Raw genomic sequence first — 17,151 nt, forward strand, 5'->3', positions numbered from 1 at the left:
AATCTTATCTCTGACGAGTTTGAAATTATTGTGATATTTTTTAAATTTCTTTGGATTTTTGGTCGTGATATCAGCTTGACACAACACCATTAAATCATCCACATTATCGCCAGCGTCAAAAACCAAGCGTCTCACGGCAGAATCCGTCACATCATTTGCCAAGGCAATAGGTCGGGAGCTCATAAACACCATTTTTTGAACAAATTTCATCTTATCATTCAATGGCATTTTCAAACGTTTAAACAACTTGTAGACCATTTTTGAGCCTTCAAATTCGTGGCCATGAAACGTCCAGCCAACTTTTTTACTGAATTTTTTTGTGGGTGCTTTACCGATATCATGCAGAAGTGCTGCCCATCGTAACCACACATCATTGGTGTGTAGAGCAATATTATCAACAACTTCTAAGGTGTGATAAAAATTATCCTTGTGTGTTTGTCCTTCTTTCTCATCAATACCTTTTAAGGCGCTCAATTCTGGAAGGATATAATTTAGTAAGCCAGTTTGTTCCAATAATAAAAAACCGATGGAGGGAATGTCACTTTCAATAATTTTATTGAGCTCAACCACAATCCGCTCGTTGGTAATTATTTTAATGCGTTCCTTGTTTTTTGAAATGGCGTCAAGCGATTTTTTTTCAATGGTAAAATTGAGCTGTGTCGCAAATCGGATGGCACGCATCATGCGCAACGGATCGTCGCTATAGGTAATGTCAGGATCTAATGGCGTTCTGATGATTTTCGCTTCCAAATCAGCAATGCCACCAAACGGATCGAGTAAATTACCGAAATGAGCTGAACTCAAATCAAGAGCCATCGCATTTATCGTAAAATCACGACGATTTTGGTCGTCTTCCAAAGTGCCATTTTCCACAATCGGATTTCTGCTTTCTTCCGTATAAGATTCTTTGCGGGCGCCTACAAATTCGATTTCAATGTCCTCATAACGTAACATAGCAGTGCCATAGGTTTTGAACACTTGAACTTTAGGACGGTTTGGAATGTTTTTGGCCACTTGCTTTGCCAAGGCAATACCACTGCCAATAGCGACAATATCAATGTCTTTATGTTGGCCGCGTTTTAGGATATAATCACGAACAAAGCCACCAATGACGTATGCATCAATTCCTAATTCTTCAGCAGATTGGGAGATGATTTTAAAAATTGGATGAGTTAAGGCTTGATATTTCATAATATTCAAATTTCAAGTACCAAATACCAAACAGATTATTGGAATTTGGAATTTGAATTTTGGAGTTTTTTTTATCTTATAATTTTCACCTTTCCATTCGCACTCAACTTAATGATTGACGAAGGTTTGGCGCAAACTTTTTCGCGATGCAAATTTACAACATAGTCCACACCTTTTAAAATGTGGGGTGCTATTTCTTTGAATGATTTTGGTGTGGGTTTGCCGCTGACATTAGCCGATGTTGAAACGATGGGTTTTCCAAAGCGCCTGAGCAACTGAAAACAAAAATCGTCATTCGGAATTCTGATGGCAATGGATTTGTCTTCTGCAATTAAATTTTCGGCCAAATTTTGAGCGTCATCATAAATAATTGTAATTGGCTCTTCAGCAACGTCAAAAATATCATACGCTACTTTTGGAATCTCTTTTACGTATTTACTCAACATGCGATCATCGGCTGCCAAACAAATCAGTGCTTTGTTGTCTGCGCGCTCTTTCAGTTGAAACACTTTTTCAACCGCCTCCGCATTGGTAGCATCACAGCCAATTCCCCAAACGGTATCGGTAGGATAGAGTATGAGTCCGCCATCTTTTAAAACTTGAACTGCATTTGAAATTTCTTTGTGCATATATAAAAATGATTGTATTTATCTTTTTTTTCACTCATAGGACTGTTTTTCAGCTCGCTATGAAATCGGTTTTCCCAATGACTAAAGTTCTCATAAATTATTGGCGATTTGGATGGTTGAAGCCGAAGTTTTCCAGTGATATTTTATAGGACAAAACCAAAGAAAAAAATTAATTTCCGGAATCAGTCACTAATTTTTCAAGTTCCTTATATCTATAATAAACGCCATAAGCATTTAAATAGCATATTTGAAGACCTGGTTTTCCATCTAAAAAACCCAGTCTAAAAAAATAGTTATTAATGAATTTATAAACGGGTCTAAAAATAAAATGGAAAGGTGTTGGTTTTTTTCCTTTTTTATATAGTTCTAAGGCTTTGAGGCTTGCATAATGTTCCATCTTCGCTTTATAATGAGGTGCATTGTCAATGCAATAGTGCAGCATATTGTTTTTTAAAATTTCACTTTTGCCATCTATCTGAGGCATTTCGTGTACTATTTTATCTTCAATATAGTTTGCGCGATCTTTTTTAAATAACCGATAGGTAGTATCGGTTTGAAAACCACTGAAAAAGATTCTTTTTTTATTAAAAAAATACAGACGTTTAACCATAAACGCAACAGCATCAGTTGGGGAATTAACTGTTGTGATAATTTCTGATTTTAACGCGTCAGTTATGCGTTCATCAGCGTCAATAAATAAAACCCAATCGTGAGTGGCTTGTTGCATGGCAAAGTTTCTTTGGTCTGCAAAATTATCAAATTTGCGTTGTATTGTTTTTACGTGCTTAAATTGAGCTAATTCCGAAACTGTACCATCGGTGCTAAAAGAATCGACAACAATAATTTCATCAGAAAAACTGATGTTAGTTATAACCTCTTGAATATGATTGACTTCATTATAAACAATTAATAACGCCGATATTTTTGTGGGGCTTTTCAATTTAAAAAGATATTTTTAGTTCTTACTAGTTGCGTTTTGGAGATGTTTATCTAAACTATTTTTACATCGCGTGAGGTTTTCATCTATGGTTTAAGAGAAAATTTCATGATTCTCGTTTAATTCGGAACGCGAACTAAAACTTTGATGTTGATGATTGTTAAGGGCTCCAAATTTGTTATTTTTTTTTCTTTTTTTGGCATGCGTTAATCTTGCCGATATCTCAGAATCTTCTCTTCCCCAGCCAATCATATCCTCATTATAACCGGTTATTTCTATCAAATCTCGCCACATTCCTGTATTACAACCTCTAATTTTCATGAGGTTATCATTATAGTACGAAAATAGTTTCATCAGGAAGGGATTGTAAAGTGCGTTGAGTCGGTTGTTGTTTCCTTTGGAAAAGAAACGGTAGGAAATGTTTTTGGTTTCCTGTGCTTTTTTTGAAGCCTCATCACTTAAAGAAACTCTTGAACCACAGGTGTAAACTCCTTTTTCACACATTTGTAGATGGTTTTTCACAAAATGACGGTGTAAAATAATGTCGCCATCAATTTTAATGATATATTCTGATGTGGCTCGTGCAATCACTTTATTTAAAATTTCAGTTTTTCGAAAGCCATCATCTTCATGCCAAACATGTATAATCGGAACTGAATAGTTGTTTTGATACTTTGTAATGACGGCCTTAGTTTCAGGCCCTGATCCATCATCGCCAATAATAATTTCATCAGGTAAAACACTTTGTTTGACGATGCTCAGTAAAACAAGCTCAAGCGCCTCTGGCCAATTATAGGTGGTTAAAATCAAAGAGGTTGTAGGAGTGTTTTTTATCGTCATGATTTAAATGAATTCATAATAGATTTGGGGCAATTGATAGATTTATAGAATTTAATTCGATGAAATGAGTTCGTATTTATATTTCCGAACAAATTTATAACCTTTTTTTTAAATATAATTCCTATTTCGGAATTGCTTACTACCTATGGGTTTTAGTTATTGTTTCGTTGCCGAGTTAATCTCTGTTAAATGAATTTTACTTTCAGCATCGATAGAACGGCACCAAGAAGGTTTAAATTTTATGTTGAGCATTACTTAAAGGAAAACTGTATTTTTGTCCTGTAAACATGTTATTTATGGACATTAGCGGATTGGTCATTACTTTTAATGAAGAGAAAAATATAGGAAAATGCATTGACGCCTTGTTTAAAGTTTGTAATGAGGTCATTATAGTTGACTCCATGAGTAGCGACAATACAGTGGCTATTGCGGAAAGCAAGGGCGCCAAAGTTATTTCTCAATCTTTTTTAGGTGATGGTCCACAGCGTGCGTACGGTTTGCCGTTCTGTAAAAATGATTGGATTTTAAATCTTGATGCCGACGAGATTTTAGATGCGGACGCAGAACAATTTATATTAGATAAAAAGTATGTGGAAGGTGGTTATGATGCCTTTTCTTTTAGGGTTAAAAACTTTCTAGATGATGAGTTAATTGATTTTTCTGGATGGTATCCCGATCACAAAGTGCGATTTTTCAATAAAAAGACAGCGGCGCCATCCTTTTCTAAAGTGCATCAAAAAATAGTGGCCACGAATGAGATGAAAGTAAATGTTCATATTTTACATTATGGCTGGGATACTTTTGAGCAAATTATCGCCAAAAAAAATCAATATTCTACTTGGCACGCCAGTCAACTTTTCAATCAAGGAAACCGTATAAATAGTTTTAAGCCCGTACTAAATGGAGCAGTTGCTTTTTTTCGATGCTATTTCTTTAAAAAAGGAATTTTTAATGGATTAGATGGGATTACAATTGCCTTAATACAAGCTTTTTTCTCCTATATGAAATATGCGAAACTTATAAAACTACAGCGCTTAGAAAAACTAAAGCGTTAAGTTATTCTCAATCATGCGTTCGTTAAACGATTGAATATAAGCCTTGATAAATTTTTCTAAGTTTTTCGCTTTTTCGGTTTCTGTCGAAAGTAAATTCTTTTTCAATAATGGATCTTCTTTAAAGTTGTAAAGTGCTAGAGCTTTCGTGCCATCAAATGCTAAATAATAATCGCCATCAATAAGATGATAGATATTATCTAAATAATAAACAACGAAGTCTTTATTAGATGTGTATGATTTCCCATAGCTGATGCTCGTTGTTGAAATCCCCAGATAGTCTAAAACAGAAGGCAAAATATCAATCTGTTGGAAGTTTTTCATATGTTTTCCTACGAAATTCTCGTTTGAAGGATCAAAAAATAGAATCGGAATTCTAAACTTTCCTACGTTTGTTTTATAGATTTCACTAGTAGGCTCCGACGAAGTATGGTCGGCCGTAATCACAAAAACGGTATTCTTGTACCAAGCTTCCTTTTTAGCGGCTTCAAAAAACTGTTTTAAAGCATAATCAGAATAAGCAACGCTTTCATAGATTTTCGTCTTTCCTTTTGGAAATTTGTCTTTATATCTTTCTGGAATGATATACGGGTTATGAGACGAAACCGTAAAAATGGTACTAAAAAAAGGCTGTTGGAATGTGGTTAATTTTTTATTAAAAAACTGAAGGAATTCTTCATCGAAAATTCCCCAGCGACCATCAAAAGCTTCAGGGCCTTCATACTGGTCCTTTCCGTAGTAATTTTCAAAACCGGCAACTATAGAATATTGATCAAAGTTTTGACTACCATTAAACGCACCATGAAAAAATGAAGTTTCATACCCATGATCCTTCAAAATCTTTGGCAAGCCATTCACTTTATTGACGGAGTAGCTAGAGGTTATTATGGATTGTTTTAATAAACTAGGAATGCTGGTTAAGGTAGAAGGTACGGCATCTATGGATAATTTTCCGTTAGCAAAACCGTTTTCAAAATAATAGGATTTTGTGATGAGCGAATCTAAAAATGGGGTAGCACCAATACCTAAATTTTCTCTTCCAAAACTTTCCAGTATTATGAGAACGACATTTTGTTTTGTCGGTTCTTTATCAGAGGTAATGCTGATAACCGGACTAAATATTTGGTCTAATTCCTCTTTTGAGAAGTACTCAGGACTGCGTAAAGTTTCTTTTTGATTCAAAGTTTTTAAGATGCAAAATGGCGTATTAAGCACCAATGCCGAATGGTTTAAGGCGCCATAACCACTCGAATCTATAATGCGAAGTGGCTTTTCCTGAAAACCACCTCTTCCGAAGATTATGGTCGTAATCATTATACCGATAAACAATACCGTTTGTTTGGCATAATCCATCTTGGAGGTTCTGACCGCTGGAATTGGACGTTTTAAAATAGGAATGGCTTTATAGAAAACTATCGCCAATACTATCGCAATGAGTAATAAATACCAAAACTCCATTAAAAAAGAGCCAATAAGACCACCGATTTCATGCTCCATGCCTTGGGCAGTTAACAATCCAAAAGTGCTACGTCTTCCTGTGAATTTATAATATTCAAAATCCACAAAATTGGTAAGTATAAATACAATGTTTACACAGTAAAAGCCAATCTTAAGCGCTTTTTGGTAAAGGGCGTTGTATTTGAATTTCCCAGGTACAGCATGTAAAAAGGCGAATAGCAAATTAATATAAGCAATAGCAGAAAGATCGAATCTCAGACCTCCAAAAAACGCACTCAAAAAGGGTTTATTAAATGCCCCAAAATTGAAAGCTAAAAATAAAATTCTACATAAGGTGTAAACAAGTAGAACCAGTAAAATGCGTTTTGCAAAAAGTGCTAAACTTTTATAGTAATTTGCCATTCTTTTCTAATTATACGGCCACATTATATTCCCGTAAAGCATCATTCAATGATGTTTTCTTGTCGGTGCTTTCTTTACGTTTTCCAATAATCAAGGCACAAGGGACGTTGTAGGTTCCTGATGGAAACTCTTTGGCGTAACTTCCTGGAATCACGACAGAACGTGCCGGCACAATGCCTTTCATTTCAACAGGTTCGTCGCCCGTCACATCAATAATTTTAGTAGAGGCGGTTAAGCAGACATTGGCGCCTAATACGGCTTCTTTTTCAACTCTTACACCTTCTACTACAATACATCTACTGCCAATAAAAGCGTTGTCTTCGATAATCACAGGAGCTGCTTGTAACGGCTCTAAAACACCACCGATACCAACACCGCCAGACAAGTGTACGTTTTTGCCAATCTGTGCGCAACTGCCTACTGTTGCCCATGTATCGACCATCGTACCTTCATCCACATAAGCGCCAATATTGACATAACTTGGCATCAAAATAGTGCCTTTTGCAATGAAAGCGCCATGTCTTGCCACTGCATTAGGAACCACACGTATGCCTTTTTCTGCATAGCCGCGTTTTAAAGGAATTTTATCATGATATTCGAAAATGCCGGCTTCAAGAGTTTCCATTTTTTGGATAGGGAAATAAAGAACGACTGCCTTTTTTACCCATTCGTTTACCTGCCAACCGTCGGCAGTTGGTTCGGCTACTCTTAAAGTGCCTTCATCTAATAAATCGATGACACTTCTGATGCTGTCAATGGTCACTTTATCTGAGAGTAATTCACGGTTTTCCCAGGCGTTTTCAATGTTTTGCTGTAGTTGTTTCATGGCTAAATTTAAATTCACGCAAAGATAAACCTAAAATTCAGTTGGGAAAAGAATGTGTCATATTTGATTTATTCTGAGACGAGTTTTTATGCAACGCTGATTTGATGGATTTGCATTAAATTTCTAATACAAGTATTTGAAAGATATTCGATAATTCTCCGTGTAACTCTGTGCTTCCTCTGCATTTCTCTGTGGAACAACCTCTTATGTTAATTTGCAAACAATCACTTCTGTCCCTAATTTAATTCCCGTAAATTTGCAGGTATTAACATTTTAAAATGAGATTCCCACTTTCGTGGGAACTAACGATGGCAAGAATTTTAGCAATTGATTATGGCACAAAACGCACTGGTATTGCGGTAACCGATGAACTTCAAATCATCGCTTCCGGATTGACTACTGTGGAGACGAAAGAATTATTGCCGTTTTTAAAGGATTATATTTCCAAAGAAAAAGTAGAATTGTTTCTAGTAGGCGAACCTAAGCAAATGAACAATGACGTATCTGAAAGTGAAGCATCTATTCAGTCCTTTTTAAAAAAACTTTCTACCGCCATTCCTGAAATGCCTGTTAAACGTGTGGATGAACGCTTTACTTCAAAAATGGCCGTTCAGACCATGATTGACAGTGGACTAAAAAAAGGGCAACGTAAAAATAAAGCCTTGGTAGACGAAATAAGCGCCACGATTATTCTTCAGAGTTATTTGTATAATCAATAAAGACTCCCTAACAATTTTATCCTATGTTTATTAATTCCTAAATAAGAATTGTACTTTTGCAGTCGTAAATTTAAAGAATAATGATTTTACCTATTATTGCTTATGGCGACCCCGTTTTAAGAAAGGAAGGCGAAGATATTTCTGCCGATTATCCTAATCTGAAAGCGCTTATTGCCAATATGTATGAGACGATGTATGATGCCTTTGGCGTTGGTTTGGCGGCACCGCAAGTTGGACTTGCAATCCGTTTGTTTGTTGTCGATACCACACCTTTTTCTGAAGATGAGGATTTGACTAAGGAAGAACAAGCGCAGTTACAGGGTTTTAAACGGACGTTTATAAATGCGAAAATCATTGAGGAAACTGGCGACGAATGGGCGTTTAATGAAGGCTGTTTAAGTATTCCAGACGTAAGGGAAGATGTGTTCAGAAAACCAAAAATCAAGATAGAATATCAGGATGAGGATTTTAATACACATGTTGAGGAATTTGACGGACTTGTGGCCAGAGTCATTCAACATGAATATGATCATATTGATGGTATTTTGTTTACAGATAAACTATCGACCTTAAAAAAACGTTTGATCAAAGGTAGGTTGAGTAATATTTCTAAAGGAAATATTAGTGTCGATTATAAGATGCGTTTTCCTGCCCTGAAAAAGAAACGTTAATTTTTTAGAAATTAAAGGCAAAGGTATATATTTGTCAACTTCAAAAATAAAAAGCATATAGAAAGTATGAGTTTAGATAAGATTTTATCCATTGCAGGTAAACCAGGGCTTTACAAAATTGTAACCCAAACAAGAAGCGGTTTTTTGGCAGAGTCCTTACTCGACAAAAAGCGCATCACTGTTAATGTTCACAGTAATGTGAGCGTTTTGAGCGAAATTGCCATGTACACACTTACTGAAGAAGTTCCATTACGTGAGGTTTTGAAAAAGGTGCGTGAAAAAGAAGATGGTAAACAAACGTCTATCAGTCATAAAGATTCTAAAGATGCCTTAGAAGAATATTTCTTTGCTGTGTTGCCAGATTATGATGAAGATCGTGTCTATCCAAGCGATATCAAAAAAGTTATCCAGTGGTACAATATTTTACAAGGGAATGATTTGTTAGCTTCATTAGATGAAGTAGTAGAAGATAAGCCTGCGACTGACAAAGTAGAAGTAGCACAGACTAAAACTACTGCTAACCCTTCTGCCATTAAAAGTGCAGCACCAAAAGCATCGGCTTCTAAAAAAGGAGGCTCAATTAAAAACACAAGTGCTAGAAAAGCCCAGTAAGAATTAAGTACAAAGTATTAAGAACAAAGTATCAAGAAGAAAGATTTGATACTTTATATATAAAACCCATGTTTTCATTTGAAAATCGTGGGTTTTTCTTTTGAATACTTTTAAGAAATTCCTTGAACGGGTTTTATGAACGAACTTTCTTAATTCTTAGTACTTAATACTAATTAAGATTCTACACATTAACCGCCATTACCTTTCCCAATTTCGTAATTTTGAATTTGATAAAAAACAACGTTTATGACACGAAGACAACAACAATTACAAGCCTTTGAACGACTATTGACCATTATGGATGAATTGCGTGAGCAATGTCCGTGGGATAAGAAACAGACGATGGAAACCCTCAGGCATTTGACGATTGAAGAAGTTTATGAACTGGGCGATGCGATTTTGGAGAAGGATTTGGACGAGGTGAAAAAGGAATTGGGCGATGTGTTATTGCATATTGTTTTCTATGCGCGCATTGGAAGTGAAACTAATGACTTTGATATTGCCGATGTTTGTAACAGTATCTGTGATAAGCTCATTGAACGTCATCCACATATTTATGGCGATGTCAAGGTGGAGAATGAAGAGGACGTGAAGCGCAATTGGGAACAGATTAAGTTAAAAGAGAAGGGCAAAACGAGCGTGCTGCAAGGTGTGCCAACAAGTTTGCCTGCCATGGTAAAAGCCAATAGGATACAAGATAAAGTGGCTGGTGTTGGATTTGATTGGGAACATCCTGAACAAGTTTATGAAAAGGTAGAGGAGGAGCTCAACGAGCTAAAAGTAGAGGTTACGAATGGCGATGCCGATAAAATGGAAAGTGAGCTTGGCGACGTTTTGTTTTCCATTATCAATTATGCGCGCTTTTTAAAAATAAATCCTGAAAATGCTCTAGAACGAACCAATAAAAAATTCATCAAAAGATTTCAATATTTGGAGGCTAAGTCTAAGGAAATAAATAAGCCATTGTCGGAAATGAGCTTGTCGGAAATGGATGTTTATTGGGAAGAAGCAAAAAAAATGTAATTTATTTTCACTCTCGTAATCCAAATACATTAGTTGTGACGTATATCTAATAGATTGGAACTTAATTTTAGTTTCATAATCATAAGTAGGTAATCTTAATTATATTTTAAGCGGTATTAATTAAGATTAAAAATTTAGTTTAGTTAGGGGTCAAAATCCTACCTGTTTTCACAGGTAGGATTTGATTTTTATAGCTATTTGGTTTCCTTAATATTTTTTAAACTGAGCAATAAAAAAAAAGTCTAATATTTCAAATTGAAACATTAGACTTTTATATTTTTAAAGTGAACTACTAATACAATTCTTTCAACTTTTTAAACTTCTCTTCCCAAACGGCTAGGTTTTCTTTATGATTTTCAATGTTTTTCAACACGTCTTTTACCAAAGGATTACTTTCATCTATATTAGAGAAAAATTGTAGGTTATTTTCAAGCTGATTGAGTTCGCCTCTAACTTCGTCGATTTTTTTACGGATAAAGTGATGCTCATTATCCAAAAGTCGCGTATCATCCGGTTGTGCAAGATGCTCGAGTTTGTTTTCAAACTTGATCATTTCAACCTCTGATTTGTCCAGTTTTAAGCTATTGAATAAGCCATCAAGAGTTTTATTGAATTTTCCCTCTATAAAGCGTTTGCTTTGTGGAACTTGTCCTAAAGCACCCCACTCTTCAGTTTTTTGCTTGATGGTCTCTAAATCCTGTTCTGGATTACCGCTTAATTGCAGATCTTTTAAGGAATCCAGCAGCTTTGTTTTATTTTCGAATGCCTCAACCTGTTCTTTGTCGGCGGCATTACGTTCAGCATTAACTTTGTCAAAATAGTGATTACAGGCCGCTTTAAAACGTTTCCAAATTTTATCACTGTCTTTTCTAGGAACGTGGCCAATATGTTTCCAATCATTTTGGATTTTCTTCATCAATGGACTGACTGTGGCAAAATCGTCATTGTCCTTATTGTCCTCTGCTATTTTAATCAGATCCAATTTCTTTTGTAAATTGGTGTATTGGTCTTTTTTTAAGTTTTTATAAAAAGAATTTTTCTTCTTGTTAAAAACTCTTACGGCCGCCTTAAACTTTGCCCACGTCGCTTCATTGACCTTGATAGGCACCTTTCCTGCGTTGAAAAAGTCGACGCGTAAACCTTCAATGACTTTTATTTTATTTTGCCAGGCTTGATGAGAACTCGAATCATCTTGAGCAACTTCTTCTATTTTAGTGATGATAGCTTGTTTTTTATCAAGATTGGCTTCGTGAGCTTTGTCAACATCGAGATAATAGGCTTGACGCTTTTCATGAATAGTTTTGGTGGCGTTACTAAAACGTTCCCAAATGGCTTCACGATGTTCTTTATCAACCGGTCCTAAATCTTCCTTCCACATTTTATGGAGGACCTGTAATTCTCTAAACGCTCGGTTTGAATTTTCGTCTTTTGCCAATTCTTCAGCACGGGCTATAATTTTTAGTTTCTGATCAAGATTATGCTTAAAGTCCATGTCGCGTAAATCGCGATTAAGATGCAAAAAGTCATAGAAAATTTCCACATGATGGTGGTAAGTATTCCATGCATTATTGTATTTGTCTCTTGGAATTGGACCAGCAGTACGCCATTCTTCCTGTAAATCCTTAAAGTGCTTATAGGTCGTGTTGATATTTTCTTCAACATTAATAAGGCCTTTGATATCCTCAATAATGCGTAACCTGTTATCTAAATTGGTTTTGAGATTGGTCTCTAAAGTCTTGTAATACGCATTCAGATTGGTTTTATAATCTTTATAAAGCGAATTGAAATGTTTTTTTAACGGACTGGAGTAAAAGAAATCAATTTCATTGCCACCTTCGCTTAAAAACTCCTCTTTCATTTCATCAAGAATTTCTGAGAATTTAGAGTTAAACTCCGTTTTGATCTCTTCCGCATGGGTTTTTATGGTTTGTACCTTTTTGGTTTTCAGCAAGTTTTCGAACTCATCCGACAATTGCTCCATACTCATGACAGAATAATCTTTTTCTTCTAGATTATGACGTTCCACATTACTTTCATCCTCAGCATCCTCAGCATTGGACTCCTCAATTTCATTCACAAAAGCATCTTTCTTTGGTGTAGTTGCTGCTTCTATACTTGGAGGGGCTGTTTCGTCTTCAGTGCCAGACGATTCTTCAGAAGTTGTATGTGCTACTTCTTTGTCTTCTGAAATTTCAGGAGTAGCATCTTCTGGATTATCATCTTTATTATCCGAGGAAATAGAGGTTTCAGTTGTTTCGTTTGAAGTGTTCTCTTCCGAATTTGAGTCTTGGGTTTCAGCTACTGTTTTTTCAGAAGTGATAGCCTCATCTTTTATATTCTCGTTTCCATCTGCTATATGCAGGTTATCTTTCTCTGACATTGTCATAAAATTAAAGTTCTTGCTTTTGTAAAGAAGTAAATATACTAACAACCCCTTAGATAACAAAGAGAAAGGTGGTTTTAGGTGATTTTTATTTGGTCCAGATGTCCCAGGCTTTTTCTGCTTGGTATTCCAACATTTTCGAACCATTGCATGTGGTGGCGCCTAATAGTTCGCCACACATTAAGAATTTGGTCTGAATAGGGTTATAGATCAAGTCGTATAGCAAATGTTCTTTGGTGATACCGTCGTACGGAATATCGGGGCATTCATTTACCTTGGGATGTGTGCCGATCGGTGTACAATTGATAATAATTTGATGTTTATTAATGATGTCCTCTGTCAAATCAGTATACAAATATTTTGCATCTGGATGGGCATTTCGAGATACATAATCAAAGCGAATTTTTAGCTTTTTCAGCGCATAGGCAATTGCTTTTGAAGCGCCACCTGTTCCCAAAATCAACGCCTTTTTATGATTTGACTTGAGGTACGGTTCAATGGATTTTTTAAATCCATAATAATCGGTGTTAAATCCTTCGGTTTTTCCTGATGGATGAAATTTTATGGTATTTACAGCACCTATTTTTGAGGCGGTTTTGTTGAGTTCATCTAAATAAGGAATGATTTGTTCTTTATAGGGAATGGTAACATTGAGACCTACTATAGTATCGTTCTGTTTTAAGATTTCAGGAAATTGATCAATCGTGTCGATATCAAAATTCTCGTAAGAATAGGGCAGATGTTCATTTTCAAACTTGGCCGTAAAATGAGCCTTTGAAAATGAATAGGCGATATTTTTTCCGATAAGGCCGAATTTAGACTTTGACTTTTCTGGTTCTTTGTGCATACCATTCTAGAGCTAAAACAATTGCTATTCCTATAACAATATACATAATTGCTATATAAGTTTCACTACCAAGATCAGGAATAAATCGTTCGTAATTCTCAACGACTTGCTTACCTGTTGAATCATAGATATGTAAGCCTTCTTCATTTAGTCTATAAATTGTTTTTTTCCATGGCCAAACAACGCCTAACGAACCGACAATAAAGCCAATTATAGAGGCGATGGTAATACTTTTGTAATGTTTGAGAATGTAACTTAAGATATGTGAAAAGGTAACAAGACCTACGACTGAGCCTACCGTGAATACCACCAATACTTGAAGCATCCGAATCCTTTCGGAATTATGGAAAACGCTAAAATCGCCTCTAAAAACCTCATAAAACGTATCAGAAAGTGCATTGACCGAATCCACTAATAACAAGACATAATTACCCAATAAGATCAGAATAAAAGATCCTGAAAAACCAGGTAAGGTCATCCCTGAAACGCTGATGATTCCGCAGAAAAACACAAAAAACAAATTGTCGTTTTCTTTTGCGGGGTCCAAGAAACTGATACCAATACCCAATATAATTCCTATGGAAAGCGAAAGTATGGTTTTAAAGTTCCAATCGTTAAAACCTTTGTTGATATAGTAAATTGAACCGATGATCATACCATAAAACAGGCACCATATATAGAGTTCATAATGAATGAGAAAGTAATCTAAGATTTTGGAAACACTGAAATAACTGACAATCATTCCAAAAAAAAGCATACTCAAAAAGCGTCCGTTGATATAACGGAAAAAACTCTTGAATCTTCCGTTTAATAGTAGCTTGAAGGCAGTTTTATTCACTTTTTGAAGCGAATAAATAAACTCTTCATAAAACCCAGCCACAAAAGCAACGACCCCACCAGAAACCCCAGGTACTTTATTTGCAGCACCCATCCCCAGGCCTTTTATGACGAGGAAAATTTTGTCAGTTAAGGTTCTGGTACTTTGCATTTATTCGGTTTTGGATCCTATCTTTTCAAGGATAAATATAGTTAAAAATCCAATAATCATAAGGCCTATCGCAAATGCAATTTGTGGGTCGGTGGCGTTATTGATGTGAGAATAATGAAAGGGCATCACGCTTTTTTCCGAAACCATTTTTATAGTCTCGAAATCATTAATTTGTCTTTGATACACTTCAATTGTGCCTAGCTCGGTAAATTGAGAGACAGGATGCGTTTGTCCTGTTGATTTTTCCAAAACGGTCAGTGTTTCCTTCCAAGGCCATATTTTGTTGAGAGATCCAAAAATGAATCCTGTTAATACAGCTAAAGTGGTATTTTTATAATTTTTGAACAGCCATTTTAAAACATGGCTAAAACTCAAGAGTCCAATAAGAGCTCCTGCTGCAAAAATGAATACTCTTTTAAAGTCGAAAGCATGTAAGGCATCGCTTAGTGTCTTATAGGCGCCCAGAATTACTAATATGAAGGATCCTGAAATACCAGGTAAAATCATGGCGCAAATGGCTATGGCTCCTGCAAAAAACAAAAACACAGGGCTGTCATTATTGGCCAATGAAGGTAAGGTCGTGATGTAATAGGCGACAAGAGTTCCGAAAATCAGAGATATAATGGTTCCTAAATTCCATGTTTTGATTTGTTTGCCCACAAAGACAATACTGGCAATGATAAGCCCAAAAAAGAAAGACCAAATTAAGACCGGATGTTGCTCAATCAAATACTTGGCAAGTCTCATAAAAGACACAAAACTGATAATGATCCCGGTTAGAAGAGCTAATAAAAAGCTGCCATTGAGTTGTTTCCAAAAAGCGGCAAAACCATTCTTTCTGAGTGTGGTCAATAAACTTAAATTTACACCGCTAATGGTTGTAATTAATTCTTCGTAAATACCGGATATAAAAGCGATGGTACCGCCGGAAACTCCAGGGACAGCGTCGGCTGCTCCCATAGCAATCCCTTTAAGTGAAATGAATAGGTAATCTGATAAGCGTCTTTGCATTTTTTATTTTTCGTATAAGAAACGTAAAGATATAGAAATTTACTTGGAGGTTTTTTTTGGATTTGAAATAATATTAACCACCATTTGGTGTTCAGCAATTAATGGAAACAGTTCTTCGATGATAAAAGAAAATTCCGAATTGAGGAGCAGTCCGTTTTTAAGATGGTATTGTCCTTTTTCATTTTCCAATAATGTGAAATAGATGCCTGCCAAACGGTATTCAATTTCTGCAGTTTCGGGATAGAATTCTGAAGCTTGAATAAGATTAAGCGCTGAGGCTTCGTACTCGCCCAATTTAATGAGCACGTCCGATCGTTCCAGCCAAGTGTCCAATTCGTAGTTTCCTAAATCAAGAGCTTTTTTATAACCGCGTTCTGCTTCTTCAATAAAATTCAGACGATGGTTGATTTGCGCGTATAATTTCCAATACTTCACATTATCGCCATCAATATTAATGGCTTTATTGATATAGTAAAGTGCCTTTTGGTAGTCTTTCTTTCTGTTATAAAATCTGGTAATGGAAATCCAACCCTTGTCTAACAAAGGATCTTCATGGACCGTTTTAAAATAATATTGTGCAGCCAAATCGTCAGAACCTAATTTTTCATAACAGTTGCCAATTCTTAATAAGGCAAAAGAGGTCGGTTCATCAAGCGCTAAAGTCACGTTGTAATTTTCAATAGCATCTTCATACTTTTTCAATTTCTCCAAAACCTTTCCTTTTTCAAGATAAGCACCTACAAAAGTGTCATCAGAAATAATGGCAAATTCAAATGCTGCAAGGGCTTTTGTGTATTCTTCTAAAGTAAAATACTGTATTCCCAATTGATGCCAGGCTACTTCACAATAAGGGTTTTTGTCCAAATAGCGATTCAGGAAATCAATGGCTTCTTCATGTAAATCTAAAAACTCAAAGCAGTAAATAATGTTGTACAATGCTGAGTAATCTTCTATGTCCAAGTCCAAACACTTGATAAAATAGTTTTTGGCATTCTCAAACTGATCCATAAAGAGATATTCCATGCCAATTAAGGCAAATAAATCGGCATCGTCTTCATCTGAATCTGTCAGTGTTAAAGCGATCTTTAGCGTGTCAATAGCTTTTTCGTGTTCGTCGCGTTTCGATAAAATATTCGCTTTTTGAATATAGATTTCCTCATTTGAAGGCTCTAAAACATACAAGGTGTCCAGAAGTTTCTCGGCTTGTGACAATTTATCTTCTAAGACGTAGATTTCAACTTGAAAAAGTTTTAAAACTATAGATGAAGGGTGCTGCTCCAATCCTAATTTGATAGCTTTTTTTGCACGAGCAATTCTGCCATTTTCAAAATAGAACTGAATGATATTTTCAAACTCATTGGAATCAAAAAACAACACATCGTTTGTTTTTAACATTGATTCAAACTTTGTTAGCGAATAATTATTGTCGTCGTCATGTTGACTAAACTCCATAAGCACATTTTAGTGTTCGTTAAATTAAATGTAACGTTAACATTAGAGAAAAGAGATTTTAAACACGAATGTTTTCAACAAAATAGTTAACAGCGTCCGTAGGTCGTTAT

General features: G+C 35.7%; 15 protein-coding genes and 1 pseudogene. 5 read left to right on the plus strand and 11 right to left on the minus strand.

What is annotated here, in order from left to right; genetic code table 11:
• The 4 genes from ABIQ28_RS02815 to ABIQ28_RS02830 all read right to left on the minus strand — a co-directional run.
• The coding region (locus tag ABIQ28_RS02815) for an HD domain-containing protein (protein ID WP_348035233.1) at positions 1–1,191 on the minus strand (1,191 nt) is incomplete at its 3' end.
• Positions 1,192–1,262: 71 nt separating this feature from the next.
• Positions 1,263–1,820, minus strand: coding sequence for an L-threonylcarbamoyladenylate synthase (locus tag ABIQ28_RS02820; RefSeq protein WP_348035234.1), 558 nt, complete (start codon positions 1,818–1,820; stop codon positions 1,263–1,265).
• Positions 1,821–1,989: 169 nt separating this feature from the next.
• Positions 1,990–2,760, minus strand: a complete 771-nt coding sequence (locus ABIQ28_RS02825; protein WP_348035235.1) for a glycosyltransferase family 2 protein — start codon at positions 2,758–2,760, stop codon at positions 1,990–1,992.
• A 90-nt stretch (positions 2,761–2,850) separates the two neighbouring features.
• A complete protein-coding gene (locus ABIQ28_RS02830; protein WP_348035236.1) occupies positions 2,851–3,597 on the minus strand; it encodes a glycosyltransferase family 2 protein in 747 nt (248 codons plus the stop codon).
• 296 nt (positions 3,598–3,893) lie between these two features.
• On the opposite strand from ABIQ28_RS02830, the gene ABIQ28_RS02835 reads away from it, so the two are divergent.
• On the plus strand, positions 3,894–4,652 hold the full coding sequence (locus tag ABIQ28_RS02835) for a glycosyltransferase family 2 protein (RefSeq protein ID WP_348035237.1): 759 nt from the start codon (positions 3,894–3,896) through the stop codon (positions 4,650–4,652).
• Here the strand turns inward: ABIQ28_RS02835 and ABIQ28_RS02840 are convergent.
• Together ABIQ28_RS02840 and ABIQ28_RS02845 are read right to left on the minus strand one after the other, a co-directional pair.
• Positions 4,641–6,509, minus strand: a complete 1,869-nt coding sequence (locus ABIQ28_RS02840; protein ID WP_348035238.1) for a sulfatase-like hydrolase/transferase — start codon at positions 6,507–6,509, stop codon at positions 4,641–4,643. The two genes, ABIQ28_RS02835 and ABIQ28_RS02840, sit on opposite strands and share 12 nt — an antisense overlap.
• Positions 6,510–6,519: 10 nt before the next feature.
• The gene (locus ABIQ28_RS02845) at positions 6,520–7,335 is read right to left on the minus strand and encodes a 2,3,4,5-tetrahydropyridine-2,6-dicarboxylate N-succinyltransferase (protein ID WP_348035239.1); all 816 of its coding nucleotides are present in this window, start codon (positions 7,333–7,335) and stop codon (positions 6,520–6,522) included.
• 308 nt (positions 7,336–7,643) lie between these two features.
• Between ABIQ28_RS02845 and ruvX the strand changes: the two genes are divergently transcribed.
• The 4 genes and pseudogenes from ruvX (at position 7,644) to mazG (ending at position 10,360) form a co-directional block, all read left to right on the plus strand.
• Positions 7,644–8,054 carry a Holliday junction resolvase RuvX gene (ruvX, locus tag ABIQ28_RS02850; protein WP_348035276.1) on the plus strand — a complete coding sequence of 137 codons (411 nt, stop codon included), beginning with the start codon at positions 7,644–7,646 and terminating at the stop codon, positions 8,052–8,054.
• A gap of 80 nt (positions 8,055–8,134) precedes the next feature.
• Positions 8,135–8,725 carry a peptide deformylase gene (gene def / locus ABIQ28_RS02855; RefSeq protein WP_348035240.1) on the plus strand — a complete coding sequence of 197 codons (591 nt, stop codon included), beginning with the start codon at positions 8,135–8,137 and terminating at the stop codon, positions 8,723–8,725.
• Positions 8,726–8,791: 66 nt separating this feature from the next.
• A pseudogene (locus ABIQ28_RS02860) lies at positions 8,792–9,169 on the plus strand (DUF5606 domain-containing protein); the annotation flags it as partial.
• Between the two features lie 414 nt (positions 9,170–9,583).
• Positions 9,584–10,360 carry a nucleoside triphosphate pyrophosphohydrolase gene (gene mazG, locus ABIQ28_RS02865; RefSeq protein ID WP_348035241.1) on the plus strand — a complete coding sequence of 259 codons (777 nt, stop codon included), beginning with the start codon at positions 9,584–9,586 and terminating at the stop codon, positions 10,358–10,360.
• Between the two features lie 292 nt (positions 10,361–10,652).
• Here the strand turns inward: mazG and ABIQ28_RS02870 are convergent, their stop codons facing one another.
• The 5 genes from ABIQ28_RS02870 to ABIQ28_RS02890 form a co-directional block, all read right to left on the minus strand.
• Positions 10,653–12,740 (minus strand): DUF349 domain-containing protein, encoded by a 2,088-nt coding sequence (locus ABIQ28_RS02870; protein ID WP_348035242.1) that lies wholly within the window; start codon positions 12,738–12,740, stop codon positions 10,653–10,655.
• A gap of 91 nt (positions 12,741–12,831) precedes the next feature.
• Positions 12,832–13,590, minus strand: a complete 759-nt coding sequence (locus ABIQ28_RS02875) for a shikimate dehydrogenase (RefSeq protein WP_348035243.1) — start codon at positions 13,588–13,590, stop codon at positions 12,832–12,834.
• Positions 13,559–14,578 carry a DUF368 domain-containing protein gene (locus ABIQ28_RS02880; RefSeq protein ID WP_348035244.1) on the minus strand — a complete coding sequence of 340 codons (1,020 nt, stop codon included), beginning with the start codon at positions 14,576–14,578 and terminating at the stop codon, positions 13,559–13,561. The genes ABIQ28_RS02875 and ABIQ28_RS02880 overlap by 32 nt, the downstream gene beginning before the upstream one ends.
• Positions 14,579–15,589: a DUF368 domain-containing protein gene (locus ABIQ28_RS02885; RefSeq protein WP_348035245.1), complete on the minus strand. Its 1,011-nt coding sequence runs from the start codon at positions 15,587–15,589 to the stop codon at positions 14,579–14,581.
• 39 nt (positions 15,590–15,628) lie between these two features.
• Positions 15,629–17,041 carry a tetratricopeptide repeat protein gene (locus tag ABIQ28_RS02890; protein WP_348035246.1) on the minus strand — a complete coding sequence of 471 codons (1,413 nt, stop codon included), beginning with the start codon at positions 17,039–17,041 and terminating at the stop codon, positions 15,629–15,631.
• Positions 17,042–17,151: the final 110 nt, after the last annotated feature.

The sequence above is a fragment of the Gelidibacter sp. genome, from assembly GCF_039916245.1.
Taxonomy (GTDB): domain Bacteria; phylum Bacteroidota; class Bacteroidia; order Flavobacteriales; family Flavobacteriaceae; genus Gelidibacter.